The 25,230-nt window shown below is 39.0% G+C and carries 23 protein-coding genes; 13 read left to right on the top strand and 10 right to left on the bottom strand.

Going from position 1 to position 25,230, the window contains the following annotated elements; translation table 11 throughout:
* Window positions 1-165: 165 nt before the first annotated feature.
* The gene (locus KTI78_RS16130; protein ID WP_002115476.1) at window positions 166-417 is read left to right on the top strand and encodes a GlsB/YeaQ/YmgE family stress response membrane protein; all 252 of its coding nucleotides are present in this window, start codon (window positions 166-168) and stop codon (window positions 415-417) included.
* Between the two features lie 52 nt (window positions 418-469).
* Here the strand turns inward: KTI78_RS16130 and KTI78_RS16125 are convergent, their stop codons facing one another.
* Window positions 470-1,168 carry a DsbC family protein gene (locus tag KTI78_RS16125; RefSeq protein ID WP_262446724.1) on the bottom strand — a complete coding sequence of 233 codons (699 nt, stop codon included), beginning with the start codon at window positions 1,166-1,168 and terminating at the stop codon, window positions 470-472.
* Between the two features lie 94 nt (window positions 1,169-1,262).
* Window positions 1,263-2,234, bottom strand: coding sequence for a CDF family Co(II)/Ni(II) efflux transporter DmeF (gene dmeF / locus KTI78_RS16120; RefSeq protein WP_316249980.1), 972 nt, complete (start codon window positions 2,232-2,234; stop codon window positions 1,263-1,265).
* A 42-nt stretch (window positions 2,235-2,276) separates the two neighbouring features.
* On the opposite strand from dmeF, the gene KTI78_RS16115 reads away from it, so the two are divergent.
* Entirely contained in the window at window positions 2,277-2,540 is a 264-nt protein-coding gene (locus KTI78_RS16115) for a metal/formaldehyde-sensitive transcriptional repressor (protein ID WP_062849388.1), read from the top strand.
* Between the two features lie 49 nt (window positions 2,541-2,589).
* Here the strand turns inward: KTI78_RS16115 and mnmE are convergent, their stop codons facing one another.
* From mnmE to rpmH, 5 genes are all read right to left on the bottom strand, one after another.
* The gene (gene mnmE / locus KTI78_RS16110; RefSeq protein WP_016142630.1) at window positions 2,590-3,945 is read right to left on the bottom strand and encodes a tRNA uridine-5-carboxymethylaminomethyl(34) synthesis GTPase MnmE; all 1,356 of its coding nucleotides are present in this window, start codon (window positions 3,943-3,945) and stop codon (window positions 2,590-2,592) included.
* Between the two features lie 90 nt (window positions 3,946-4,035).
* Complete coding sequence (gene yidC, locus KTI78_RS16105) at window positions 4,036-5,796, bottom strand: membrane protein insertase YidC (RefSeq protein WP_016142631.1); 1,761 nt, start codon at window positions 5,794-5,796, stop codon at window positions 4,036-4,038.
* Between the two features lie 5 nt (window positions 5,797-5,801).
* The gene (yidD, locus tag KTI78_RS16100; RefSeq protein ID WP_016142632.1) at window positions 5,802-6,122 is read right to left on the bottom strand and encodes a membrane protein insertion efficiency factor YidD; all 321 of its coding nucleotides are present in this window, start codon (window positions 6,120-6,122) and stop codon (window positions 5,802-5,804) included.
* Between the two features lie 10 nt (window positions 6,123-6,132).
* Window positions 6,133-6,525 carry a ribonuclease P protein component gene (rnpA, locus tag KTI78_RS16095; protein WP_005063921.1) on the bottom strand — a complete coding sequence of 131 codons (393 nt, stop codon included), beginning with the start codon at window positions 6,523-6,525 and terminating at the stop codon, window positions 6,133-6,135.
* Between the two features lie 29 nt (window positions 6,526-6,554).
* Window positions 6,555-6,689, bottom strand: a complete 135-nt coding sequence (gene rpmH / locus KTI78_RS16090; RefSeq protein WP_000831329.1) for a 50S ribosomal protein L34 — start codon at window positions 6,687-6,689, stop codon at window positions 6,555-6,557.
* Between the two features lie 681 nt (window positions 6,690-7,370).
* Between rpmH and dnaA the strand changes: the two genes are divergently transcribed.
* From dnaA to KTI78_RS16060, 6 genes are all read left to right on the top strand, one after another.
* Complete coding sequence (gene dnaA / locus KTI78_RS16085) at window positions 7,371-8,780, top strand: chromosomal replication initiator protein DnaA (protein WP_262446722.1); 1,410 nt, start codon at window positions 7,371-7,373, stop codon at window positions 8,778-8,780.
* Window positions 8,781-8,877: 97 nt separating this feature from the next.
* On the top strand, window positions 8,878-10,026 hold the full coding sequence (dnaN, locus tag KTI78_RS16080; RefSeq protein WP_002115478.1) for a DNA polymerase III subunit beta: 1,149 nt from the start codon (window positions 8,878-8,880) through the stop codon (window positions 10,024-10,026).
* Window positions 10,027-10,040: 14 nt separating this feature from the next.
* A complete protein-coding gene (gene recF, locus KTI78_RS16075; RefSeq protein WP_262446721.1) occupies window positions 10,041-11,123 on the top strand; it encodes a DNA replication/repair protein RecF in 1,083 nt (360 codons plus the stop codon).
* Between the two features lie 52 nt (window positions 11,124-11,175).
* Entirely contained in the window at window positions 11,176-13,644 is a 2,469-nt protein-coding gene (gene gyrB / locus KTI78_RS16070) for a DNA topoisomerase (ATP-hydrolyzing) subunit B (protein ID WP_262446720.1), read from the top strand.
* A gap of 35 nt (window positions 13,645-13,679) precedes the next feature.
* Window positions 13,680-14,072 (top strand): cytochrome b562, encoded by a 393-nt coding sequence (gene cybC / locus KTI78_RS16065; RefSeq protein WP_262446719.1) that lies wholly within the window; start codon window positions 13,680-13,682, stop codon window positions 14,070-14,072.
* Window positions 14,073-14,196: 124 nt separating this feature from the next.
* Window positions 14,197-15,123: a hypothetical protein gene (locus KTI78_RS16060; protein WP_224993788.1), complete on the top strand. Its 927-nt coding sequence runs from the start codon at window positions 14,197-14,199 to the stop codon at window positions 15,121-15,123.
* A gap of 50 nt (window positions 15,124-15,173) precedes the next feature.
* On the opposite strand, the gene KTI78_RS16055 is transcribed toward KTI78_RS16060, so the two are convergent.
* On the bottom strand, window positions 15,174-17,102 hold the full coding sequence (locus KTI78_RS16055) for an ATP-binding cassette domain-containing protein (RefSeq protein ID WP_224993787.1): 1,929 nt from the start codon (window positions 17,100-17,102) through the stop codon (window positions 15,174-15,176).
* 254 nt (window positions 17,103-17,356) lie between these two features.
* Here KTI78_RS16055 and KTI78_RS16050 point away from each other — a divergent pair, with 254 nt between their 5' ends.
* The 4 genes from KTI78_RS16050 to erpA all read left to right on the top strand — a co-directional run bounded on the left by KTI78_RS16050 (window position 17,357) and on the right by erpA (window position 21,442).
* Window positions 17,357-18,361 carry a putative solute-binding protein gene (locus KTI78_RS16050; RefSeq protein ID WP_262446718.1) on the top strand — a complete coding sequence of 335 codons (1,005 nt, stop codon included), beginning with the start codon at window positions 17,357-17,359 and terminating at the stop codon, window positions 18,359-18,361.
* Between the two features lie 255 nt (window positions 18,362-18,616).
* Window positions 18,617-19,624, top strand: coding sequence for a putative solute-binding protein (locus tag KTI78_RS16045; protein ID WP_262446717.1), 1,008 nt, complete (start codon window positions 18,617-18,619; stop codon window positions 19,622-19,624).
* Between the two features lie 353 nt (window positions 19,625-19,977).
* Entirely contained in the window at window positions 19,978-20,982 is a 1,005-nt protein-coding gene (locus tag KTI78_RS16040) for a putative solute-binding protein (protein WP_262446716.1), read from the top strand.
* Between the two features lie 124 nt (window positions 20,983-21,106).
* Window positions 21,107-21,442 (top strand): iron-sulfur cluster insertion protein ErpA, encoded by a 336-nt coding sequence (gene erpA, locus KTI78_RS16035; protein ID WP_002115421.1) that lies wholly within the window; start codon window positions 21,107-21,109, stop codon window positions 21,440-21,442.
* A gap of 60 nt (window positions 21,443-21,502) precedes the next feature.
* On the opposite strand, the gene KTI78_RS16030 is transcribed toward erpA, so the two are convergent.
* Together KTI78_RS16030 and KTI78_RS16025 are read right to left on the bottom strand one after the other, a co-directional pair.
* The gene (locus KTI78_RS16030) at window positions 21,503-22,345 is read right to left on the bottom strand and encodes an alpha/beta fold hydrolase (protein WP_262446715.1); all 843 of its coding nucleotides are present in this window, start codon (window positions 22,343-22,345) and stop codon (window positions 21,503-21,505) included.
* Between the two features lie 127 nt (window positions 22,346-22,472).
* The gene (locus KTI78_RS16025; protein WP_262446714.1) at window positions 22,473-23,600 is read right to left on the bottom strand and encodes an anhydro-N-acetylmuramic acid kinase; all 1,128 of its coding nucleotides are present in this window, start codon (window positions 23,598-23,600) and stop codon (window positions 22,473-22,475) included.
* Between the two features lie 61 nt (window positions 23,601-23,661).
* On the opposite strand from KTI78_RS16025, the gene tyrS reads away from it, so the two are divergent.
* Window positions 23,662-24,894 (top strand): tyrosine--tRNA ligase, encoded by a 1,233-nt coding sequence (gene tyrS / locus KTI78_RS16020; RefSeq protein WP_262446713.1) that lies wholly within the window; start codon window positions 23,662-23,664, stop codon window positions 24,892-24,894.
* Window positions 24,895-25,230 lie beyond the last annotated feature (336 nt).

Raw genomic sequence — 25,230 nt, 5'->3', positions numbered from 1 at the left:
TAAAAATAGCACCGCCAGATGCTATTTTTTATATAAAACCTTAGCTTTGAACAAAAAAGACACAAAAAGTCGCAATCTGCTACAGACAAAATAGACAGCTCTACCGCACGATAGAATATGAAGCAAAATCATTAACTTCATCAAAAAAACAACTGGAGAACAAATATGTGGTCACTTATTGTCGCTATTGTAGTTGGTTTCTTTGCTGGCTTAATCGCTCGCGCTTTGCATCCAGGGGATGATAAAGCAGGTTTCATCGTAACTACCTTGATTGGTATTGCAGGTTCACTTTTAGCCACTTATGGTGGTCGTTTACTTGGACTTTATGGCGAAAACTCAGCTGCGGGCTTCATCGCATCCGTGATTGGTGCCATCGTTATTTTGTTTATCTACAATTTGATTGCACGAAAAAGCTAAACTTTAATTCATTTATAAAAAAAGCACCTTGGGGTGCTTTTTTTAATTTATTTTAAAGGCCTAACTCTTTCCAAACTGCCTGAATTTCTTCAGCAGAGCGTGCGCCCACCAGCTTAAAACCATTTGCAAAAATTAAGGTAGGAGTGCCATTAAAACCTAGTTTTTTTCCTAATTCCAAATTACGGTCAATTGGGTTTACACAGCTCGCAGCTATTGGTTTAACCCCTTGCTGAATCAGTTTTTTCCATGAATAAGATTGATTCGGTGCACACCAAACCTGTCTAGAAACCACAATAGACTGAGGCTTTAGAGGATAGATAAAGGTATAAATAGTTACGTCTTTAAGCTTATCGAGTTCAGGTTCGAGCTGCTTGCAATAAGGGCAGTTTGGATCAGAAAAAACAGCTAAAACATGCTGTCCATTACCTTTGACTGTTTTAATGGCATCTTTTAAAGGCAGCTGTTTCCAATCAATTGAGTTTTGTCCTAATACCAAATCTTTGGTTAAGTTCTTCTGGTCTTTTAATCTAATCATAGAACCTACAAACATATACTGCCCATCTTCACCCACATAGATGATTTGCTGATCGAGATTAGCGCTATATAGCCCAGGCATTTCGGTTTTCTGAATATTACTAATTTTCAAATTAGGATATTGTTTTTTAAAATTTTCCCTAACAGTATCTACATTAGCGAAACTCATAGTTGCAGTTAAGCTAAATAACGCCAATATTCCTAATTTTTTAAGCATAAAACCGACTCTAGGTAGGAGAGGAGATTATTTTAATCAGTTCTGTTTTCAAAAGCTGAATTGATTACCGAGTTATAACCAAACTGCCACTCATTTATGCCAATGTTTCACGTGGAACATAAGTAGGTTTTAAAATATTAATTTCTACTGATATATGTACAATTTCATCATGAATCGATAAAGCATGACGAACTTGGTCTGCATTTAAAGAAATATCATCAGTCTCTAGGGCCAAAATACAAGAAAACTTACCTTTGGCGACTTTCCAAACATGAAGATCCGTAATTTCAAGGTTCTTAGGAAATTCAGCAATCACTTCACGAATTTCTTCTACCACTGGATGATCCATTTCTGCATCTAGAAGTGTTTTCCCTGTCTCTTTCATTAAGCCAAGAGACCATTTTGCAACCAAAATAGCACCTAAAATCCCTAAAAGTGCATCTAAAAAATCCCATCCGAAATATTTACCTGCGAAAAGCGCAACAATTGCAAAAACAGAAGTGACTGCATCTGCAACCACATGTAAAAAAGCAGCTTTTTGATTTAAATCATGGTGATAATGCCCATGGTCATGATGGTGATGGTGATGGTGATGGTGTCCATCATCGTGAAGTAACCATGCGCAAATCAAGTTAATGACCAGACCTAAAATTGCAATAGGAATCGCTTCATTATAAAAAATCTCAACTGGATTAAATAAACGTTGTATCGACTGAAATGCCATAAAAATAGCGACAACCATCAGCAAAATTGCACTGCTATATCCCGCTAAAATCTCGATTTTCCAAGTTCCAAAGCTAAAACGACGATCTTTGGAGTAATGACGAGCCGCACGATAAGCAAAATAGGCTAAACCGAGTGCCAACATATGTGAACTCATATGCCAACCATCAGCCAGAAGCGCCATTGAATTAAAAAACCATCCACCGAATATTTCTAACGCCATCATGGATGCCGTTAAAATTGTTGCAATCAAAATACGTTTTTGTGCAAGTGGATTTCCTTCATCAAACTGATGTTGATGATGACGTGATACACTATGTTCCTGCATAAAATTTAAACCCAATATACTCCCTACCAGTATATTAAATTATACAAGAGAACACAGATGAGTCACGTCGGTCAGGATAAAAAAATAGTTAATCGTGTAAAACGACTAAAAGGGCAAATTAATAGTATTGAGCATGCTGTTGAGCAACCAGATATTTCATGCATAGAAATACTTCAACAAGTTGCTGCAATTAAAGGGGCAATAAATGGCCTGATGAGTGAATTGATGGAACAGCACTTACACCACCACGTGCTCAAAGAAGCAAAAGTCGATCAGAATGAATTAGATGAGTTTTTAAAGGTTTTAAAAAGATACGGTTAACAAAATGACTGAATGACACAGCTAAGTGCATCATTCAGAGTTTTTTTAATTATTTTCCAATACAAAATGAACCAAAGATTTTGCCTAAAAGGTCATCGGCACTAAAGTCGCCAGTAATTTCACCTAAAGCATTTTGAGCAAGACGTAGTGATTCAGCAACCAGTTCACCTGCGTTAAATACAACGAGTTGCTCGCGTGCTTCTGAAAGATAGAGCTGTGTGCGCTTCATTGCGTCTAAATGACGTGTTCTTGCAATAAAGGTGTCTTCCTCAGGGTGAAAGCCTGCATGCGCTGTAATCGCATCTACGAGGCCTTGTACGCCCATCTCTTGTTTCGCTGAAACTGTAATATGACGGAACCCTTGATAATCGCCTATTTCAGCTAATTGACCAGTTAAATCGCATTTATTACCAATTAACATTAAACGACGTGGTTCAATGTGTTCAGCAAAATATTCTTGAGCAAGTTTTAATGGGTCATCACCTTGATTTAAATCATAAACCAGCAATAACAAATCAGCTTGTTCAATTTCTTTGATTGCTCTACGAATCCCTTCTTTTTCAACGATGTCACCTGTTTCACGTAGGCCAGCTGTGTCTGTTAAGGTGATTGGTAGGCCATTTAAGCTAATTTTTTCATGCAAAACATCACGAGTTGTACCGGCAATATCAGTCACAATTGCACGCTCAACACCAGCTAGCGCATTCAACAAGCTTGATTTACCCGCATTTGGTTTACCTGCAATAACAACTTGTAAACCTTCACGTAGTAATTGACCTTGTCGTGCAGAGGTTTGAACGGCATGTACCGACTGCCGAACATCTTCAAGTAAAGCTAAAATTTTGCCATCTGCCAAGAAATCGATTTCTTCTTCAGGAAAATCAATTGCGGCTTCAACATGTAAGCGTAAATGAATCAGTTTTTCTAAAACTGTATTAATTTTTGTTGAAAAAGCGCCTTGTAAAGAACGAACTGCAGAGCGCGCCGCAGCTTGCGAAGTCGCATCAATCAAATCAGCAATAGCTTCCGCTTGTACCAAGTCCATCTTGCCATTTTCAAAAGCACGCATGGAAAATTCGCCAGCTTTTGCAGCGATTGCGCCCAGCTCAAATAGACGTCCCAGCAAGGCATTTTGAATGACTGGACCACCGTGACCTTGTAGTTCTACAACATCTTCACCTGTAAACGAGTGAGGATTGGGAAAGCATAGAACAATCCCTTCATCCATAATGCTGCCATCAGCATCATAAAATTTACGAAAACCCGCCATACGCGCTTCTGGCAAGTTCTTTTGTGTCAGTTTTTGAGCAATTTCATAAGCCTTAGGTCCAGATAGGCGAATCACGCCCACACCACCACGCCCTGGTGGCGTTGCAATTGCGGCAATCGTGGTTTGACTTTGCATATTATTCACCTAAAAACCTAAAATCCAGCCAAAGAAAAATCCGCCTAAGATTACCATCTTAAGCGGATTTATTCAGCAAAAGTTCAACGATTAAGAAGCTGATTCAGTCTTATTGATACGACCTTTTTCAACGCTCTTATTAATAAACGACTGCTGTAAAATAGTAATACTGTTGTTCACGATCCAGTACAGCACGAGACCTGCAGGGAAGAACAACATAAATACCGTGAACATAATCGGCATAATGCGGAACACTTTTGCCTGCATTGGATCAGCGGGTTGTGGGTTCAACATTTGCTGCGCAAACATGGTAGCACCCATGATTAACGGCAAGATGAACCAAGGATCCATTGCTGACAAGTCTTGAATCCAGCCTAACCATGGTGCATGACGTAATTCCACACTTTCCATGAGTACCCAGTACAAAGCAAGGAAAATTGGCATTTGTAGCAATAATGGTAAACAACCTGAAAGTGGATTTACTTGTTCACGCTTGTATAAAGCCATCATTTCTTGCGAGAAGCGCATACGGTCTTCACCGAACTCTTCTTTCATGCGTTGCATTTCTGGTGCAATCACACGCATTTTCGCCATAGAACGATAACTTTTTGAAGATAAAGGCCACAAGATCATCTTCACCATAATGGTAAGCAAGATGATTGACCATCCCCAGTTACCCACAATGCTATGGAAGAATTGAAGACCTAAGAACAAGAGTTTAGCAATTGGCCATAACCAACCATAATCAACAGTCTGATTTAAACCTACAGCTAAATCTTTTAATTCAGATTGTACTTTTGGACCTGAATAAAGTTTTGCATCCACTTCCATTGAAGTGCCTGCCGGAACATTAATCACTGGTGAGGTAAAACCAATGATATTCATGTGATCAGCAGATTGACGAGATTCAAGCTTAGCTACATAAGGCTGACCATTGGCTTGAGTCAACTTAAGATTTCCAGGAATCCAAGCACTTACAAAGTAATGCTGAACAATTGCTACCCATCCACCCTTCGCTTCAGTATTTACTTTTTCTTCTGAGAAATTAGCAAATTTAAGCTTATTGTAATGTGCATCAGGTGTTCCCCAAGCTCCCCCTAAGAAAGTTCCTAGAGTGAAAATACCTTGAGAAGACTTACCAGGATCTTCAGAATTATCGCGCTTTAATTGTCCAAACATCTGACCTTGCCAGCTTTGTTGGCTACGGTTAATGACTTGATGTTTTACAACAATTGGATATTGACCTTGAGTAAAGGTAAAAGTCTTAATAATTTCAACGCCTTCAGGTGTTTTAAATACCATTGGAACGTTTAAAACTTTTTCAGATTGACCCTTTTGGTCCTGTACACCCTTAGCATCAGCCAAAGTATATGATGTCTTTTCAACAGCATATAATGGACGACCACCACGACTACTATCTGGTCCATTCAAACCAATTAAGCCAGATTGAGCAACATATGTACGCTTGGCATCATTTTCAAGCATAACAAAAGGTTGATCGCTGTCTTTGCTTTTGTCGTGTGAGAGTAATTCAATACGAACAATATCACCACCTTTTGGATTGATCCAAATATGGTAAAGGTCAGTTTGTACTGAAATAAGCTGTTGATTCACAGGTGCAGTTGCATCTGTGGTTTGTGACTGCGCAATATTTGCTTGTGGCACATCGGAAGCCACTGTTGCATTTTTAGCATTTGGCAAATCAGCAGATACTTCATGCGAGCTTACAGCCGCCGCTTGTTGTTGCGGTGCAGTTGCAGCATTTCCATAATCTTTTTGCCAAGCCAAAATGAGCAAATATGCGGTGACAAACATGGCCCCGAGAATTGCAAACCTGGCCCATTGTTGCATATCTATTACCCCAAATGGTTAGAGAGATTTTGCTTCAGTAAACGATCACGAAAGGGTACAGCAACATGATGCGTTTGAGAATCTATTTGATGAAACGAAATAAAACGAATTGCTTTTGGCGGTACCGGATCATATCCAGATCCTCCCCACGGATGACAACGACAAATCCGTTTAGAAGATAACCAAACGCCTTTTATCGCACCATGAGTGTGCAATGCTTCTATCGCATATTGGGAACAAGTCGGGATATAACGACAACGGGGTCCAAGAAGCGGACTAATCGCAATTTGATACAGTCGAATCAACCAACGTAGAAAACGGACCATTGGCTATCTCTTAATTCTGCGAGGTTGTGCCAACTTTAGAATGTTTTTTTGCTAAGCGCTGTAATTTTTGCCAAGCAAAATCTAATTGTTGATATAGCTCAGCATTCGTAATCGTTTCTATACCAACTTTCGGCATCACTACAACATCTATGTCTGATCCAAAATTCGGCTGATGTAGACGAAAGCTCTCACGAGCAAGACGTTTTATTCGATTTCTTTCATGCGCTCGGCGCACTTTTTTCTTAGCAACAACAATACCCAAACGGCTTTTAGGCTGTTCGGTTAATTTTGCAAGAAATAAAAAATGGGGTTGATGCACTTTAAAAAGCGCACCATCAAATACACTTTTATAATCTGCAGCACAGCGTATTCGCACGTCTGTGCTAAAACTGTAAAGTGTCATCACACCCAAGTCTGGTCAGCGTAACAGTATTAAACAGTTAAGCTATGACGACCTTTTGCACGACGACGAGCTAATACTTGACGACCAGCTTTAGTTGCCATACGAGCACGGAAACCATGAACGCGTTTACGCTTTAATTCAGATGGTTGGAAAGTACGTTTCATATTGAAACTCCCAAAAATGATCTTTCTATAAAGGTCCGCGATTTTATTGTGCAATGTTTACGCTGTCAATGAAAAACCAAGAAAGTTTTGTATTTAACCCAAATTTTTAATCTTTTTACTTCTTTTTATTCTTTCCATAATTTAGGGCAATATATAGCTTTAAAAGTTATACACAAAGTAATTGTCTATTTTTATTAGAACTTTTAATATATACACACCTTATATACATATTTATCAACAAAACAAGATATCATCTTGGTTTTGATTTACTGCATTTGAATTTAAATTCATATTTTGCAGTTATCCACAAAAGATCACCCTCCTATTAAATAAATTCAAATTTAGAAATTTAAATTTATTCTTATTAGGGGTAACTTTTTCTGTGGATTTCGCACTTTTAAATTTAAAAAACATGTATTTGGGTTGTTGATAACTCTGTTTTTATTATATTTATGGATTGTGGATAAGTTTATGTGTTAATTTATCCACAGGTTGTGCAAAAAGTTATGCACAAGCCGATTTGAATTTAAATTTATTCACAAGAGATTTCTTTTTAGACAAAATCAAACGAAATCGTCATGACAGATGTGGATAACTTGGTTAGAATGGCGACCCCTTCTCATCAGGAAGGGTTAATCTTTAGATTATTTGAATTTAAAAACGCAGAAATAGGGGATACACATGCTGTGGACAGACTGCTTAACTCGCTTGCGACAAGAGCTCTCTGATAACGTCTTTGCGATGTGGATTCGCCCATTAGTTGCTGAAGAAGTAGAAGGTATACTGCGTCTTTATGCACCTAACCCTTATTGGACGCGTTACATTCAAGAGAACCATTTAGAATTAATTTCTATATTGGCCGAACAGTTATCAGAAGGGCGTGTGCGTCAGGTTGAGATTTTAGTTGATTCTCGTCCTGGTAGTATTTTGTCATCGAGTGAACAGCCAGCAACTACAACGGCTGCTTTACAAACTGCGCCTCAACAAAGCTTTAAAGTAAAAAAAGAACCGGATGCTATTTCCAATACACCTACTACTAATAGTGTAGTAAACCCAAAAACACCGAAAAAGAAGCTATTAAATCCTCAATTTACTTTTTCTTTATTTGTTGAAGGCCGTTCGAACCAGATGGCTGCTGAAACATGTAGAAAAGTATTAACACAATTAGGTGCTTCTCAGCACAACCCTTTATTCTTATATGGCCCGACAGGCTTAGGTAAGACTCACTTGATGCAGGCAGTTGGTAATGCTTTATTACAAGCCAAGCCTAATGCACGGGTGATGTATATGACCTCGGAGAGTTTTGTTCAGGATTTTGTAAGTTCTTTGCAAAAAGGCAAAGTGGAAGAATTCAAGAAAAATTGCCGTTCTTTAGACTTACTGTTGGTTGATGATATTCATCTCTTAGCAGGTAAAGAAGCAAGCTTGGTTGAGTTCTTCTATACATTCAATGCCTTACTTGATGAATCGAAACAAATTATTTTAACTTCAGATCGGTACCCGAAAGAATTGACCGAGTTGGATCCTCGTTTGGTATCTCGCTTTTCTTGGGGGCTTTCTGTAGGTGTTGAGCCACCAGATATTGAAACTCGTATCGAAATTTTATTGAAGAAGGCTGAAAATAGCGGCGTTGATTTACCTCGAAACTGTGCATTATTCATTGCACAACAAGTGGTTGCCAACGTCCGGGAACTTGAAGGGGCACTCAATAAAGTCGTCGCGATTTCTCGTTTTAAAGGTGCGCCAATCGATCTTGATGTTGTCCGTGAATCTTTAAAAGATGTATTGGCAATCCGTGCACGTACAATTAGTGTAGAAAATATCCAACGTGTGGTCAGTGAATATTTCCGAATTCCTTTAAAAGAATTGGTAGGACCAAAACGGACACGAATCTATGCTCGACCGCGTCAGTTAGCAATGGGTCTTGCTCGTGAATTGACGGGTGATAGTTTTCCTGAAATTGGAATGGCTTTTGGTGGGCGTGACCATAGTACGGTGATGCATGCTTGTGAAAAAGTTGTGAGTCTTCGAGAGGAAGATCCGATTTTTGACGAAGATTATAAAAATCTACTGCGTCTACTTCAGAGTTAATGAAATAATAAGACGTTGTTGCAAAGTCTACGTAAGTGCAGCATAGTACACAGCTAAAAAATGAAATATTTGCTCCAAGTTGCTAGAGGAATGAATCGTGCGTTTGAAAATCGCTAAAGAAAGCTTACTCAATGTTTTATCGCATGTTGTCGGTGCGGTAGAACGTCGTCATACATTGAATATTCTTTCAAACGTCAAAATTCAGACTAATGCTCAGGCACTCACCATTACTGGTTCTGATTTAGAAGTCGAACTGGTTGCCAGTACTGTTTTAACAGAAGGGGCATGCATTGAAGCAGGTGAAACAACTGTTCCTGCTCGTAAGTTGATGGAAATTTGTAAATCATTGCCTACAGCTGCATTGATAGATTTACAAATTACTGAAGATCAGAGATGTATCTTAAAGTCTGGTAATAGCCGTTTTGTATTAGGTACTTTACCGGCAGAAGATTACCCGTTATTAACCACTGAAAATAGTCAAGGTACACAAGTACAGGTTACTCAACGTGAGTTAAAGCGTTTATTTGAAAAAACAGCTTTTGCTATGGCTGTACAGGATGTGCGTTTCTATTTAACTGGTACTTTATTAGAAATTGATGAAAATCAATTACGTGCAGTAACAACAGATGGTCACCGTTTAGCACTTTGTGAAATCACTGCTTCTTCTACATCATCTCAATTGGTTCAAGCAATTGTGCCTCGTAAAGCTGTGGGTGAATTGCAGCGTTTACTCAGTATTGAAGATGAACAATTAACATTGCTCATCGGTCGTGAATTGTTAAATGTCACGATTAATACACCGAGCCGTGACAAAGAGCAGGGCGATATCACTGTTCGTTTTACGACGAAATTGATTGATGGAAAATTCCCTGATTATCGTCGTGTAATTCCACGTGGTGGCGATAAACATGTGTTAATTAGCCATGATGTGTTCAAACAATCATTACAACGTGTCGCAATTTTGAGTAATGAGAAGTTACGTGGCGTTTTCTTGAATTTTAATCAAGATTCTTTACAGCTACGTGCAAATAACCCTGAACAAGATGAAGCGATTGAAGATTTAGCAATTCAGTACCAAAACATACCGCTTGAAATGTCGTTTAATGCGCAATATTTGCTAGATGTTTTAGGTGTGCTTGATGGTGATGATGTAAATATGAGCATGACTGAAGCAAACCAGTCTGTATTGGTTCAAGATCCGGCACATCCTGACCAGACGTATGTCGTAATGCCAATGCGTGTATAATTCGGCTGATTCATATGCATCTTACGCGTTTAAATATTGAACGTGTGCGTAATTTAAAAACGGTTGCACTCCAAGGGTTGCAACCGTTTAATGTATTTTATGGCGCTAACGGTTCAGGAAAAACTTCAATTCTGGAAGCAATCCATTTGCTTGCAACAGGGCGGTCATTCCGTACCCATATACCCAAAAATTATATTCAATATTCTGCCGAAGATGCGATTGTCTTCGCCCAGTCCGCAACTGAAAAAATTGGCATGCAAAAGTTAGCCTCTGGTGAGCAGTTGATGAAGGTCAATGGCGATACGGTGGCTACACAAGGGCAACTCGCGAAACTGCTGCCTTTGCAACATATTGACCCACAAAGTACAGATATTATTGATCATGGGGCAAAACCTCGCCGTCAGCTTTTAGATTGGCTGATGTTCCACGTGGAACCTGAGTTTTATTTTGCTTGGCAATATTATTCTCGTGCATTAAAACAGCGTAATACCTTACTTAAAACCAGACGGAATATTTCTTTAGCGGATTTAGAGCCGTGGAACAAAATGTTGAGTGATTATGGGGAAATTTTACACTCTCAACGTTTAAGTATTGTGGAACAATGGAATATCTTTTTTCAAAATGATTTAAGTCAATTATTACCTGATCTGGAGATTGAACTGGAATATAGTCCGGGTTTTCATACAGAGCAGGGGCTTATGCAAGACTTGCTGAATCAACACCAAAAAGATATCGAAAGACGCTATACCGAATATGGTCCACATCGTGCAGATTTGCGCTTGAAAACCCCGTTTGGACATGCTGACGTTGTTTTATCAAGAGGTCAGAAAAAACTGCTGATTATTGCCTTAAAACTGTCACAAATTGCAATGTTGCATGCGAGTAATAAGGAAACTGTGGTATTATTAGATGATCTGACAGCAGAATTAGACTTAACCGCACAACAACGTTTAATTGAACGATTAAGCCAACTTGGTAGCCAGGTTTTTATGACAACTTTAGATCATGCATCGGTAAAAAAACACTTACATGATCTGTCTATTTCATATCAATTATTCAATGTTGAATCCGGTCAAGTTAGTCTTGCTTCACCATAATTTTTTGATGTTACCCATCTTTGAATAAACCTATATTTGCTAGGGAGAAACCATGAGTTCAGAGTCTCAATCAGCCTCTCAAACAGAACAAACCAATGAAAAGGCTTATGATTCCTCTAGTATTAAAGTATTACGTGGATTAGATGCAGTTCGTAAACGTCCGGGGATGTATATTGGGGATACAGACGACGGTACCGGTTTACACCATATGGTATTCGAGGTTGTCGATAACGCAATCGATGAAGCTTTAGCGGGACATTGTGATGAAATTATTGTCACGATTCACGAAGATGAATCGGTAAGTGTTTCCGATAATGGTCGTGGTATTCCAACCGATATTCACCCTGAAGAGGGGGTTTCTGCAGCAGAAGTAATTCTTACGATCTTGCACGCAGGCGGTAAGTTTGACGACAACAGCTATAAAGTTTCAGGTGGTTTGCACGGCGTAGGTGTTTCGGTTGTAAATGCGCTTTCAAGTAAATTGCATTTAATTATTAATCGCGCTGGCCAAGTGCACGAACAAGAATATCACCACGGTGATCCGCAATATCCATTACGTGTGATTGGTGAAACGGATAAGAGTGGTACAACTGTACGTTTTTGGCCAAGTGAACTAACTTTTAGTCAAACCATTTTTAACGTTGAAATTTTAGCGCGTCGTTTACGTGAGCTTTCATTTTTAAACGCGGGTGTGCGTATTGTTTTACGTGATGAGCGTATTAACCTTGAGCATGTATATGACTACGAAGGTGGTTTATCTGAGTTTGTAAAATACATTAACGAAGGTAAAACTCATCTAAATGAGATTTTCCATTTCACAGCAGATACCGAAAATGGTATTGGTGTAGAAGTTGCATTGCAGTGGAATGAAAGTTATCAAGAAAATGTGCGTTGCTTTACCAACAATATTCCTCAAAAAGATGGTGGTACGCATTTAGCTGGTTTCCGTGCGGCTTTAACACGTGGTCTTAACCAATATCTTGAAAATGAAAATATTCTCAAGAAAGAAAAAGTCAATGTGACAGGTGATGATGCTCGTGAAGGTTTAACGGCGATTATTTCGGTCAAAGTACCTGATCCGAAATTCTCATCTCAAACGAAAGAGAAACTGGTATCGAGTGAAGTAAAACCAGCGGTTGAGCAAGCAATGAACAAAGAGTTCTCTGCTTACTTACTTGAAAATCCACAAGCTGCAAAATCGATTGCCGGTAAAATTATTGATGCTGCACGTGCACGTGATGCTGCGCGTAAAGCTCGTGAAATGACGCGTCGTAAGAGTGCACTTGATATTGCTGGTTTACCAGGTAAATTGGCAGATTGTCAGGAAAAAGACCCAGCACTTTCTGAATTATATCTAGTCGAGGGTGACTCTGCGGGCGGTAGTGCTAAGCAAGGTCGTAACCGTAAGATGCAGGCTATTTTACCGTTGAAAGGGAAAATCCTGAACGTTGAACGTGCACGCTTTGACAAAATGATTTCAAGTCAGGAAGTGGGTACTTTAATCACTGCACTTGGCTGTGGTATTGGTCGAGAAGAATATAATCCTGATAAGCTTCGTTATCATAAAATCATTATCATGACCGATGCCGACGTCGATGGTTCTCACATCCGTACCTTGTTGTTAACCTTCTTCTTCCGTCAAATGCCGGAATTGGTTGAGCGTGGTCATATTTATATTGCTCAGCCACCTTTGTATAAATTGAAGAAAGGTAAACAAGAACAGTACATCAAAGATAATGATGCATTAGAAACGTATCTCATCTCAAATGCGATTGATGAGCTATCTTTGCATACCAATGCTGAAGCTCCTGCAATTACAGGTGAAGCACTTGCGAAAGTGATCCAAGACTATCAAGTTTCACAAAAGAGCTTACAGCGTTTAACTTTACGTTATCCAGCTAGCTTATTGGATGCTTTACTTGAAGTAGAAGCATTCAAGAGCGATCAGAACCATGATGAAGCTTATGTACAACAATGGGCTGATCAGGTACGCGATATCATTACCAGATTACAGCCAAGCTTACGTCCAGAAATTTCATTAGAGGCATTTGAGCGTGAAAATGCTCAGGGTGAAAAATCTGCACATTACTGGCCACGTATTACGGTGTATGTACATAACTTGCCACATGCGTACTTGCTTGATGCAGCTTTATTGAATTCGGCTGAATATGCACGTTTGTTAAAAAACTCGAAGAGTTGGTTCACTTTAATTGAAGATGGTGCTTATTTACAAAAAGGTGATCGCCGTATTCAGGTGGCTAACTTCCATCAAGTTTGGCAACATATTTTGCAAGATTCTCGCCGCGGTATGATGATCCAACGCTATAAAGGTCTTGGAGAAATGAATGCTGAGCAGCTGTGGGAAACAACAATGGACCCTGAAAACCGTAATATGTTACAGGTGACCATTGATGATGCGATTGAAGCAGATCGTATGTTCTCTTGTTTAATGGGTGATGATGTTGAACCACGTCGTGCATTCATCGAAGAGAATGCTTTAAATGCGGATATTGATGCTTAATTCATAACATGATTCTAAATCAGTCTAGGGAGAGAATGATGGGTCAGAAATTATTAGCTAGTCTGTTAATTTCATGTGCGATTTTAGGAAGTTCTGCTGTTTCGGCGGCAGACCTAGAAATGAATATGAAAACTTTAGCTAAGAGTACTAAAGCATTTGCTGAAGCGAAAGATACTGATAACGCGAAACAACAGCTTGTTGTAATGCGTGAAGCAGCTGTTTCTTCTAAGCAATATTTACCGCATAAACTCGAAGGTTTGCCTTCAGAAAATGTACAGGTAAAAGAGTATCAAGCCGGTTTAGATCAGCTTGTTGCCGAGATTGATAAAGTAACTGCTTTGGTTGAGCAAGGACAATTAGATCTAGCCAAAACTGAAGCAATCAATTTAGTCACAATACGAAATGAAAATCATAAAAAATTTAGATAATTGTTTATGATGATTGAAGAAAAGGCTTTGTTTAGTTTAAGACAAAGCCTTTTTTTTGGTAAGGACTGAAATTTTAAACTGCTATTTAAGTGGTAGTTTTTATTTATACCAAGAGAATATAATTTTGAAAAAAACTCACATACTCTTATGCATTGGGATCATTTTTTTTAATTGTTTATTTCAACTGCATGCTGCAATAGCCCCAACCTTTTACGGAAAATTAGTATTTCATCGTTATAGTGATTATGACGCATGGGACAGTAAGCTTTATTTGTATAACTTCACAACACAGCAGACTACATTACTGGGTACAAATTGGAAAATTGACCATATGATGAATGGCCATTTCTCTCCAGATGGAAAATGGTTAACTTTCATGGGAGTGAACTCTGGACAGCATTATGGCGATGCATGGGATGTGTATGTTTGGAAAGTCGGAAGCACTGAGTTACCTATTAACTTAACTCAGGGTAATAATAAGCGCGATGAAGATCCTAAATTTATAGATAATCAACGTATTATTTTTAAACAAAATGGCGATTTAAAAATCGTCAAAATGACTGATCGTACGATAACTTCTGTCACGCAAAATGGTTGGGACATAGAAGAGTCGATGCCTTATCCAATGGTGAATACTACTCAAATCTTATATGCGAAAGGTGCGGGAAATAATTCTCGAATTTTCAGTATTGATCAGTCGGGTGCCTATGATACACAGCTGACTAATATCGCTTCATATTATCCAATATGGTGGCAAGGAAGTCGCTTCTTATATGTACGCTGGTACAGTCCAACAAATGCTCATGATCAGGTCTATATTTATGATATGGCGAATAAACAAACCACACGTTTGCCATTTAACAGCACTAATTATGATACTTCCGACCCCGCTCCTTTAGATCAGCGTTACATGGTAGTGTCTCTTGCAGGACAAACAGGAAGTCGAGGTGGTTATGATTTATATATCGCTGACAGTCTATCAAGCAATGTTTGGCCTTTACCGATCAATACCAATTTAAATGAATTAGGGGCTTTTTATACGCCTTATTAACGAATAAAAAAGCCGATTAAGAAATCGGCTTTTTTATTTTAGAAAATGGATTAATCAAAAGAAGCTTCCATCTCTTCCAATTCCATCATGAGTTCTAATAGCTGCTCTTCATATTGTTCAAGTTTAGCTTTTAGCTCTGTCTGTTCATTCATAAGTTTGAGCAAATCATCCTTACGTGCAGCGTCATATAAAGAAGTATCTGCCAAGGATTCTTCAATTTTGGCAAGCTGCGGTTGTAGCTTTTCAATTTGAGACTCAACTTTTTCAATATTTTTACGAATAGGTCGAGTCTGTTCACGACGACGAGCCGCTTCTTTACGCTGCGCTTCTTTATCAACTTTAACAGGCGCAGGAGCGGCAGAGGATGAGTTATTCTGTGCTATAGCAGTCTGAGCATTAATTTGTTGCTGGCGTGCTTCACGTAGCCATTTAGCATAATCCTGTAAATCACCTTCGAATTCAGTACATTTACCGCCGTGTACTAAAAGAAGCTCGTCACAAACGCTTGCAATGAGTTGGCGTTCATGGGAAACCAGGACGACAGCTCCTTCGAAATCTTGTAATGCCATGCTCAGCGCATGACGCATATCAAGATCTAAATGGTTTGTCGGTTCATCGAGAATTAAAACATTTGGACGCTGCCATACAATGAGTGCTAGGGCTAAACGAGCGCGTTCTCCACCAGAAAAGCTTTCACATGGCGTATCCATGCGTTCACCACTAAAGCCAAAACTACCTAAGAACGAACGTAGAGTGGCTTCACTAATTTGTTTATCTGCTATACGGGCAAGCTGTAGCATTGGACTAGCATTGCCATCTAAAGCATCCATTTGGTGCTGTGCAAAGTAACCAATGTTAAGCAGCTCGGAAGCTTTACGTTCGCCTGCCAAGAGTGGTAAATCACCAACCAAACTTTTAATTAGTGTTGACTTACCTGCGCCGTTCATCCCAAGCAAACCAATACGTGAGTTTGGTGTAATTTGTAATCTGATTTTTGCAGCTATTTGCTTATCACCATAACCAATGCTGGCATTGTCTAAAGTCAGCAAAGGAGAGCTCATTTTGGTCGGTTCACGGAAACTAAAAGTAAACGGCGTATCAATGTGAGCTGGTGCAAGTTGCTGCATGCGTTCAAGTTGTTTAATACGACTTTGTGCCTGACGAGCTTTAGTCGCTTTTGCTTTAAAACGGTCAATAAACTTTTGTAGATGAGCACGTGTTTCTTGTTGCTTCTCAAAAGCTTGTTGCTGCTGGGCAAGACGTTCACTACGTGTGGTTTCAAATGTAGAGTAGTTTCCGGTGTAAAGCGTGAGTTCTTGATTTTCGATGTGAAGAATATGATCTGTAATCGCATCTAAAAAGTCACGGTCATGCGAAATTAAGATGAGAGTACCTTCATAGGCTTTAAGCCAATCTTCTAACCACAAAATTGCATCCAAGTCTAAGTGGTTGGTTGGTTCGTCTAGTAATAGTAAATCTGAACGACTCATCAATGTACGCGCTAAATTTAAACGCATACGCCATCCACCTGAGAAACTCTCAACGTTTAAACGTAACTGATTTTCTAGAAAACCAAGACCCGCCATGAGCTGAGCAGCTTTAGATGGAGCTGAATAACCATGAATTTCATCAAAGCGGCCATGCAATTTAGCCAGTTCAAAATCAGTCAGTTGATCGGGTTGAGCAAGCTTATTTTGAATATCCCAAAACTCTTCATCACCTGAAAGAACAAAATCAATTGCAGGCATATCTAGGGCTTTTACTTCTTGCGCCATATGCGCCACGGTCCAGCCTGTCGGACGAGTAAGTGAACCTTCATCGGCCCCTAAACTGCCAAGTAATGCAGCAAATAAGGTCGATTTACCTGCACCATTTACCCCAGTTAGACCAATCTTCCAACCTGGGTGTAATTGCATAGACGCTTTTTGAAATAGAACACGTCCACCGCGGCGTAAAGAAACTTGGTCAAATTGAATCATCTTATTGTATCGAGGTGAGTTAGGGATGCTGTATTTTAAAGAGAACTGCCGATGAAAACAAAACATTCCGGATTTTAGTGAGTAGCTGTTAATAATTGCATGTATCAAGATAGCCTAAATTTCGCTATTCATCCGAAATTTCCAAAATATTGAACAAGATAGAACATATTTAAAAAAAATGTGGCTAAAATAAAAACAGTTTAAAGTTTGGTTGATGAATGAGCTACTAATAAAACTAGACTAAGGAAAGTCAAATGAAAAAAAGATTGGGGATAATTAGTGCAGTATTTTGCTGTGCTATGGGAACAGCACATGCAGGACAAAATGTCTGTGTGTTTGATTTATTAGGAAAGTCAGGTGAATCCTATAAAATGATGGAAGAGTGGGCGCTTGCGGCGAAAGAGTGGCAAGCAGATATCACTTTAATTCCATTTCAAGATGAAGGTTTGGTTGACCGTAGATTACGTGAGGGTAAATGTGATGCCGCATATATGACCTCCATGCGGGCGCGAAATTACAATAAATTTGCAGGTTCGATTGATGCGATTGGCGGGGTAAGCAGTAATGCAATTGCCCAAAAAGCAATCAGTTATGTTTTAGATAAACGTAATAAACATCGCATGGTGACAGCACAAAATGGAACCAATTACGAAGTTGTTGGCATTGTCCAGATTGGATTAGCTTATTTATTTGTGAAGGATAAAAACCTCAATTCAATTGAAAAAGTACGTGGAACTAAGTTTGCTATTTTGCAATATGACGCAGCGCAGAAAATTATGGTGGAAAGTGTAGGTGCCCAGCCTATTCCTTCAGAAATTACCGATTTTGTGAAAAAGTTTAATAGTGGACAAGTCGATACAATTGCTGCGCCAGCTTATGCTTATAAACCTTTAGAGATTGGTAAAGGCGTTGGAGTGAAAGGGGCAATGTTTACTTTCCCCGTAGTTAACGTTACGGGAGATTTAGTTGCTCGAAGTGATAAGTTTCCCACAGATTTCGGTATAAAGTCGCGTGCTTGGTTTATACAACAATTACCCCAGAATTTTGCCATGATAAAACGGCTAGAAATGGGCGTACCCTCAAAAATAAAAATGAATTTTTCAGCAGAAGATAAAACCAAGTATCAAAAAATTTTACGCGAAGGCCGCCTCAGCTTAACAAAACAAGGTGTATATGATGCAACTATGATGAGTGTGCTTAAGCGTGCTCGCTGTACAGTTGAACGGACAAATTTTGAATGTACGCTCAATGGGGAGTAGTTTATTTTTTAAACACAAAAACGCTACATATATTTCAAACCTGAATATGGGTATGAAAATTGTGAATATAAAAAGTAACTTATGGAAACTTAGTCATTTTTGCCCCTAATAAATAATTTAAATTGAACAAACAATGGTTCAATGAGATAAAAATATTTGAGTAAAAGCTCTATTTTTTTCTAAAAAACATGATTAATATCTGTGTTTGAAAGGAAACTTCAAACAAAAAATCTGTTCCGTGGAAGGATGAAGAAAATGAAAAAAATCGTACTTGCTATGGCTGCCGCTTCTGTTGTTGGTTTTTCTGCTTCAGCGCAAGCAGCGAGTACCGTATGTGTATTCGACCTCTTAGGAAAAGCAGGCGACTCATATAAAATGATGGAAGAATGGGCTCTTGCTGCAAAAGGCTGGGGTACTGAAATTAACTTAGTTCCTCGTCAGGACGAGGCTGTTGCTGATAATGATTTTAAAGCGGGTAAATGTGATGCTGTAGCAATGACAGCAATGCGTGCACGCCAATATAATAAATTTGCAGGATCTATCGACTCACTCGGTGGTGTTCCAAACAACCAAATCGCTCAACGTGCAATTACTTATGTATTAGATGCGCGTAATGCAGCAAAAATGACCACAAATATGGGTGGTAAAAAATACGAAGTTGCTGGTATTTCTCCGCTAGGTTCAGCATTCATCTTCGTACGTGATAAAAACATCAACTCTGTTGAAAAAGCTGCGGGTAAAAAATTCGCTGTATTGGGTTATGACGATGCACAAAAAATTATGGTGCAACGCGTAGGTGCTCAAGCAGTTCTTTCTGATATCTCAAACTTTGCTGCTAAATTTAACAATGGTCAGGTAGATATGGTAGGTGCGCCTGCTTATGCTTACAAACCATTAGAATTAAATAAAGGTTTAGGCGCAAACGGTGTAATGTGGAACTTCCCTGTATTACACGTTACAGCAGATCTAGTATTACGTTCTGATAAATTCCCAGCTGGTTTTGGTCAAAAATCTCGTGACTGGTTTGTTAAACAGTTACCGAAGAGCTTTGCAATGATCAACCGTTTAGAAGCACAAATTCCTGGCAAATACAAAATGAACTTAAGTGCTGAAGACAAACTTAAGTATCAAAAAATGTTGCGTGATGGCCGTATGGACTTAACTAAACGCGGTGTTTACGATGCAGGAATGATGTCTGTATTGAAAAAAGCACGTTGTTCTGTAGACAAGGCTAACTTTGAATGTTCAATGTCTGGTGAATAATCCTAATTTTTTTCAGAAAGCCTAGACTGAGTTCTAGGCTTTTTGTTTTCTATGTCCCGTCAATTCTGCCATTGTTGTTGGTTAGAAAGACGTTAAGCTAAATTTAGATAAAAACTTCATAAGGAAGCATGAAGGGTATAAAAATGGATCAAGGACTTGAGTGATTAAAATAATTGCTAATAGATAGATCAATCGCTATCTATTTTTCATGGAAATAAAATCATAAAAGTAAAGAGGGTCTATACAAATATTCCAACATGATTTTTATATGAGGCATATCCGATTCATACCTTATTGGTGTGAAATTTCTTGGTATCGAAAAACAAAAACTCCACAAGGAAAGGAAAAAGAATATGCAATTTTCCAAAACGCTATTACTTGCGATGGGACTTACCACAGTTTCTTTTGCAGCTCAGGCTAAACAAACAGTATGTGTTTTTGACTTTGTTGGTAAAAATGGCGATGTCTATGCACTGATGAAGGATTATCAACTTGCCGCTAAAAACTGGGGCGCTGATATCGAACTTAAAGTAAACCAGAATGAAGCCGTGATTGCTGAAGATTTTAAAGCGGGTAAGTGTGATGGTATCAGTGTATCAGGGATGCGTGGCCGCCAATTTAACTCATTTACTGGGTCATTAGACGCAATAGGGGCCATTCCTGACCTCAAGCTTGCTGTAAAAGTGATGCAAGGTTTAGCAAGTCCGACTTTTAGTAAATATATGGTTAATGGACGCTATGAGGTTGTTGGTGTTATCCCGGTTGGTGATGCTTATCTTTTGGTAAATGATCGCAGCATCAATACAGTAGCGAAAGCTGCAGGTAAGAAAATTGCTGTTCTTGACTATGATGAAGCACAAAAAATTATGGTTCAGCAGGTTGGGGCACAGGCTGTGAGTGCTGACGTAACAAATTTCGGTGCGAAATTTAATAACCATCAAGTTGATATTATTGGTGCGCCAGCAGCAGCATTTAAACCTTTGGAACTACAAAAAGGTTTAGGAACTAAAGGTGCAATTGTAAACTATCCGATCTTACAGGTCACAGGAAATATCATTATCCGTCCTGACAAGTTCCCGGCCGGTTTTGGCCAGAAATCTAGAGAATGGGTTTCAGGTCAGCTACCACGTGCTTTTACGATCTTGGGTAAAATGAAAGCTGATATTCCACAAAAATACTGGATGGAGGTTCCGGCTGCTGATAAACCGGGCTACCAAAAGCTCATGCGTGAGTCTCGAATTAACCTTACACAACGTGGTGTATACGATAAACGCATGATGAAACTACTATGGCAATTCCGTTGTAAGCAAGATGCGAAAAACTTCGAATGTGGCTTACAAGACGAGAATTACAAATAATCTTGATAAAAATACTCAAGATTCGCTTTAAACTTCGAAGACAGACCCTATATTGATTATGCTATACTCAATATAGGGTCTTTTTTATTTTGAAAGGCACAGCAAAATCCGAGGAACAATCATCATGAATGCCCAAGCTCTAGTTTTGACAGATAATGCTGCCAATAAGGTACGCCAACTCCGTGATAGTGAAGGGAATGACGATCTCATGTTACGTGTATATGTAACGGGAGGCGGGTGTTCAGGGTTTTCGTATGGCTTCAATTTTGCTGAAAGCGTAAATGAAGATGATGCAGAATTCGTAAATGGCGATGTGAAAATGCTGGTTGACTCATTAAGCTACCAATACCTCATTGGTTCAGTAGTTGACTACGTAGAGGGCCTAGAGGGTTCGCGTTTTATCGTACAAAACCCGAATGCAACAACAACATGTGGTTGTGGTTCTTCATTCTCGATTTAACAGAATTTTAAAATTTAAAAAACCTCTCCATGACGAGAGGTTTTTTTATTGAGCAAATTATTATTTTTCACGGACAGATTCTAAAAAAAATTGCACGAGTTCAGGTGCATTCTGATAGGGAATCCAATGCGACGCATCCATAAAAACTGCGTCATAACTATTTTTAAAATAACGTGAGTTTAGCTCGGCACTTTTTTCTGTAATGGCAATATCATGTTTACCCCAAATAAAAAGAGTGGGGACGTCTATGGCTTTAAATGGGTTTTGGGGTTTGTCCCAAAAAAAGCCACGATACCAATTCAACGCCGTCGTTAATCTATTTTCCTTTATAAACTCAGCCTCGAATATTTCAATTTGCTGCTTAGTCATGCCAGATGATTTAAGAAATGTACGGCCCAATTTAGGTAACTTTTTAAATAAAAGCTCGGGCAGAATCGGTAGCTGAAAAATTGCAAAATAATAAGATTTAAAAATTTGTCTACTGCTTAAACAAGCTTTTAAAAAAGCGGCTTGATGGGGGACAGAAACTAAGGTGAGATGTTGAATATATTGTGGATACTTCATCGCAACGCCCGAAGCGATTGCTGAACCCCAGTCATGCCCCATTAAATAAACTGGCTGACCCAACTGCTTAATTAAACTGGCCACATCTTCTACAAGTTCACTTAGTGAATATTGAAATCGGCTTTGAGGCCTAGCGTTTAAACTATAACCGCGTTGATGGATCGCAAGCGTTCTAAATTGATGCTGATGCAATAACTCAGAGGTTCGCTCCCAACTATAGGCAGTTTCTGGAAAACCATGTAATAAAACAACGATTGGACCATCTATAGGGCCTGAATCAATTACATCGAATGTCCAAGCTTCATGTTTATATTGATGAATACGTTTGGTCAGATCCATAAAAACATGCCTTAAATTATTTTTGTTGGCATTTATCATGAGTTTTTATGCTCATTTAAATAACAGCATTTCGGGTCAGTAAATGTGCTATGAGGTCGAATCTGACCAATCAAATCGATAAATAGCTTTATACCGCCGTGATCGTACCTAGAATTCTGAAATCCGAAGCACCTGTTACCGCTGGCAAATTACCACTTAAACCCTCTACAAAGCGCATTGCTAACCATGCAAATGCTGTAGCCTCGACCCAAGTAGGGGAAAGTCCCAAAACATCTGTAGGTTGAACAGACCAATTGTGCTTACGAAGACGCCAGCGTAATTGTTCTAATAAATAAGAGTTATAAGCACCGCCACCACAAACATATACTTCGCCTGTTTCCATTTCAGATCGATAAATTGCTTTTTGAATAGCACGCACAGTAAGTTTTAATAAGGTTGCTTGGATGTTTTCAGGTGTATCTTCTAACTCATCATAAGTTAAATCATTTCGCCAATCGATTAACTGGTCATCCAACCAGTCAATATTAAAGTCTTCACGTCCTGTGCTCTTAGGTGGTTCTTTAGAAAAATACTCATGAGCATAAAGGCGGTCGAGTAAAGAGCGAATAGGGTGTCCATAAGCAGCCCAGTCGCCATTTTCATCATATGGATGGCCTGTATGGCGATGGCACCATGCATCCATCAAAATATTTGCAGGACCTGTATCAAAACCAAATACGCCGTCACTGTTATTGGCAGGCAGCATACTCACATTGGCAATCCCACCTAAATTCAGAATCACACGATGAATACTTGGATGTTGAAATAATGCTTGATGGAAAGCTGGAACTAGTGGCGCGCCTTGGCCCCCCGCTGCCATATCTCTACGACGAAAATCTGAAACGACCGGAATTTGAGTAATTTCAGTAATAATATTTGGATCACCAATTTGTAGCGTAAAGCCATGTTCTGGACGATGACGAATAGTTTGTCCATGTGAACCAATTGCTTTTATTTGGCTACGGTCTAATTGGTGCTTTTCAATGAGAGTATTAATCCCATCGCCAATCATTTTGGCTAGAGCAACATCAGCTTTACCCATGCGGTCAATTTCATTGTCATCGGGTAAAGTTAATGCCATAAGCTCATCACGTAACTCGGGTTCGAATGGAACTGTAAGTGTGGCATGAAGCTGTAGTGGCTCAAATGAAGCCGCAACAATATCCACACCATCCATACTAGTGCCAGTCATTACGCCGATATAGATTGCGCTCATATGCAACTTCCCCTGCAAGACGCTGAAAAAATGTTAGTATATCGCACAAATTGAATAACTGATGTGTTTAGGTTTTGTGATGTCAAATTTCTTGCCCGCCGAAGAACAGCTTGCCCTCATCCAACGAGGCACGCACGAAATTATTTCAGAAGAAGATTTACTGAAAAAGCTTAAAGAGAATCGCCCTCTTAAAATTAAAGCTGGTTTTGACCCTACAGCACCAGATTTACATTTAGGCCATACGGTTCTTATTAACAAACTAAAAACTTTCCAAGATTTGGGCCATGAAGTTACCTTCTTGATCGGTGACTATACAGCGATGATCGGTGACCCAACTGGTAAAAGCGCAACTCGTCCGCCGTTGTCACGTGAACAGGTAGAAGCTAACGCTAAAACTTATCAAGAACAAGTTTTCAAAATATTAGACCCAAATAAAACAAAAGTACGTTTTAACTCAGAATGGTTTAATCAAAAGTCTGCTGCTGACCTTATCCAATTGGCAAGCCAGCAAACCGTATCTCGCATGTTAGAGCGTGATGACTTTACAAAGCGTTATAGCAACCATCAGCCGATTGCAATTCATGAGTTTTTATATCCCTTAGTTCAAGGCTATGACTCAATTGCGCTTGAAGCTGACGTTGAGTTAGGCGGTACAGACCAGACCTTTAACTTACTTATGGGCCGTACTTTACAAAGTCGTTATGGCCAAGAATCTCAAGTGTGTATCACTGTGCCGATTCTAGAAGGTCTAGATGGCGTAAATAAAATGTCTAAATCTTTAGGTAACTATATTGGTGTATTTGATACACCAGGGGCAATGTACCAAAAAGTTTTATCAATGCCAGACTCTTTAATCGAACGCTATTTCGATTTATTAAGTTTCAAATCTCTTGATGAGATCAAAGCTTTATTAGATGAAATTGCTGCTGGTCGTAATCCGCAGGAAGTAAAACGTATTCTTGCACTTGAGCTCGTTGAACGCTTCCATGATGCAGAAGCTGCTGCTAATGCCCATAAGAGTGCGGGTAACCGTATTACAGAAGGTGAAGTACCTGAAGATACACCGGAAGTAACTATTTCACGTGGTGAATTTGGTGGAGAAATCTTTATTGCTACCATTCTACGTGTAGCAGGCCTAAATCCGAATGCAGCTTCGGCTAAAGATGCAGTAGCTCGTGGCGCAGTTAAAGTTGACTGGAATGCGGTTGATGCAAGCTTCTCTGTAAAAGAAAATGGCAGCTTTATTATTCAATCGGGTAAGAAAGCAATTGCACGTGTAATTTTCACTGATTAATAAGAAAGTTATATAGTGATAAAAGCAGGAGTAATCCTGCTTTTTTTATTTTAGAGTTACCAAAGTAATTAAGCGTTCCACGTGGAACCATCTAGATATAATTAATAATAAAAGAAGTATATTAAAAAATAAGAAGAAATATAAAGTGGGGTAGAGTATTTACTCTATTATTTCTTTGGAATCTTTGGAATCTTTGGAATCTTTGGAATCTTTGGAATCTTTGGAATCTTTGGAATCTTTGGAATCTTTGGAATCTTTGGAATCTTTGGAATCTTTGGAATCTTTGGAATCTTTGGAATCTTTGGAATCTTTGGAATCTTTGGAATCTTTGGAATC

The organism is Acinetobacter sp. WU_MDCI_Abxe161, from assembly GCF_025514355.1.
GTDB lineage: Bacteria > Pseudomonadota > Gammaproteobacteria > Pseudomonadales > Moraxellaceae > Acinetobacter > Acinetobacter pittii_E.
This window is presented reverse-complemented; position numbering and strand designations above follow the sequence as displayed.

Coding starts and splice junctions, on each gene's coding strand:
- KTI78_RS16030 (WP_262446715.1), bottom strand. CDS start 22,345: ATGGATCTGACCAAACGTATTCATCAATATAAACATGAAGCTTGGACA.
- KTI78_RS16050 (WP_262446718.1), top strand. CDS start 17,357: ATGAAAAAAAGATTGGGGATAATTAGTGCAGTATTTTGCTGTGCTATG.
- KTI78_RS16130 (WP_002115476.1), top strand. CDS start 166: ATGTGGTCACTTATTGTCGCTATTGTAGTTGGTTTCTTTGCTGGCTTA.
- KTI78_RS16115 (WP_062849388.1), top strand. CDS start 2,277: ATGAGTCACGTCGGTCAGGATAAAAAAATAGTTAATCGTGTAAAACGA.
- KTI78_RS16040 (WP_262446716.1), top strand. CDS start 19,978: ATGCAATTTTCCAAAACGCTATTACTTGCGATGGGACTTACCACAGTT.
- recF (WP_262446721.1), top strand. CDS start 10,041: ATGCATCTTACGCGTTTAAATATTGAACGTGTGCGTAATTTAAAAACG.
- KTI78_RS16045 (WP_262446717.1), top strand. CDS start 18,617: ATGAAAAAAATCGTACTTGCTATGGCTGCCGCTTCTGTTGTTGGTTTT.
- yidC (WP_016142631.1), bottom strand. CDS start 5,796: ATGCAACAATGGGCCAGGTTTGCAATTCTCGGGGCCATGTTTGTCACC.
- dnaA (WP_262446722.1), top strand. CDS start 7,371: ATGCTGTGGACAGACTGCTTAACTCGCTTGCGACAAGAGCTCTCTGAT.
- rnpA (WP_005063921.1), bottom strand. CDS start 6,525: ATGACACTTTACAGTTTTAGCACAGACGTGCGAATACGCTGTGCTGCA.
- KTI78_RS16025 (WP_262446714.1), bottom strand. CDS start 23,600: ATGAGCGCAATCTATATCGGCGTAATGACTGGCACTAGTATGGATGGT.
- yidD (WP_016142632.1), bottom strand. CDS start 6,122: ATGGTCCGTTTTCTACGTTGGTTGATTCGACTGTATCAAATTGCGATT.
- cybC (WP_262446719.1), top strand. CDS start 13,680: ATGATGGGTCAGAAATTATTAGCTAGTCTGTTAATTTCATGTGCGATT.
- KTI78_RS16125 (WP_262446724.1), bottom strand. CDS start 1,168: ATGCTTAAAAAATTAGGAATATTGGCGTTATTTAGCTTAACTGCAACT.
- mnmE (WP_016142630.1), bottom strand. CDS start 3,945: ATGCAAAGTCAAACCACGATTGCCGCAATTGCAACGCCACCAGGGCGT.
- rpmH (WP_000831329.1), bottom strand. CDS start 6,689: ATGAAACGTACTTTCCAACCATCTGAATTAAAGCGTAAACGCGTTCAT.
- erpA (WP_002115421.1), top strand. CDS start 21,107: ATGAATGCCCAAGCTCTAGTTTTGACAGATAATGCTGCCAATAAGGTA.
- KTI78_RS16055 (WP_224993787.1), bottom strand. CDS start 17,102: ATGATTCAATTTGACCAAGTTTCTTTACGCCGCGGTGGACGTGTTCTA.
- gyrB (WP_262446720.1), top strand. CDS start 11,176: ATGAGTTCAGAGTCTCAATCAGCCTCTCAAACAGAACAAACCAATGAA.
- tyrS (WP_262446713.1), top strand. CDS start 23,662: ATGTGTTTAGGTTTTGTGATGTCAAATTTCTTGCCCGCCGAAGAACAG.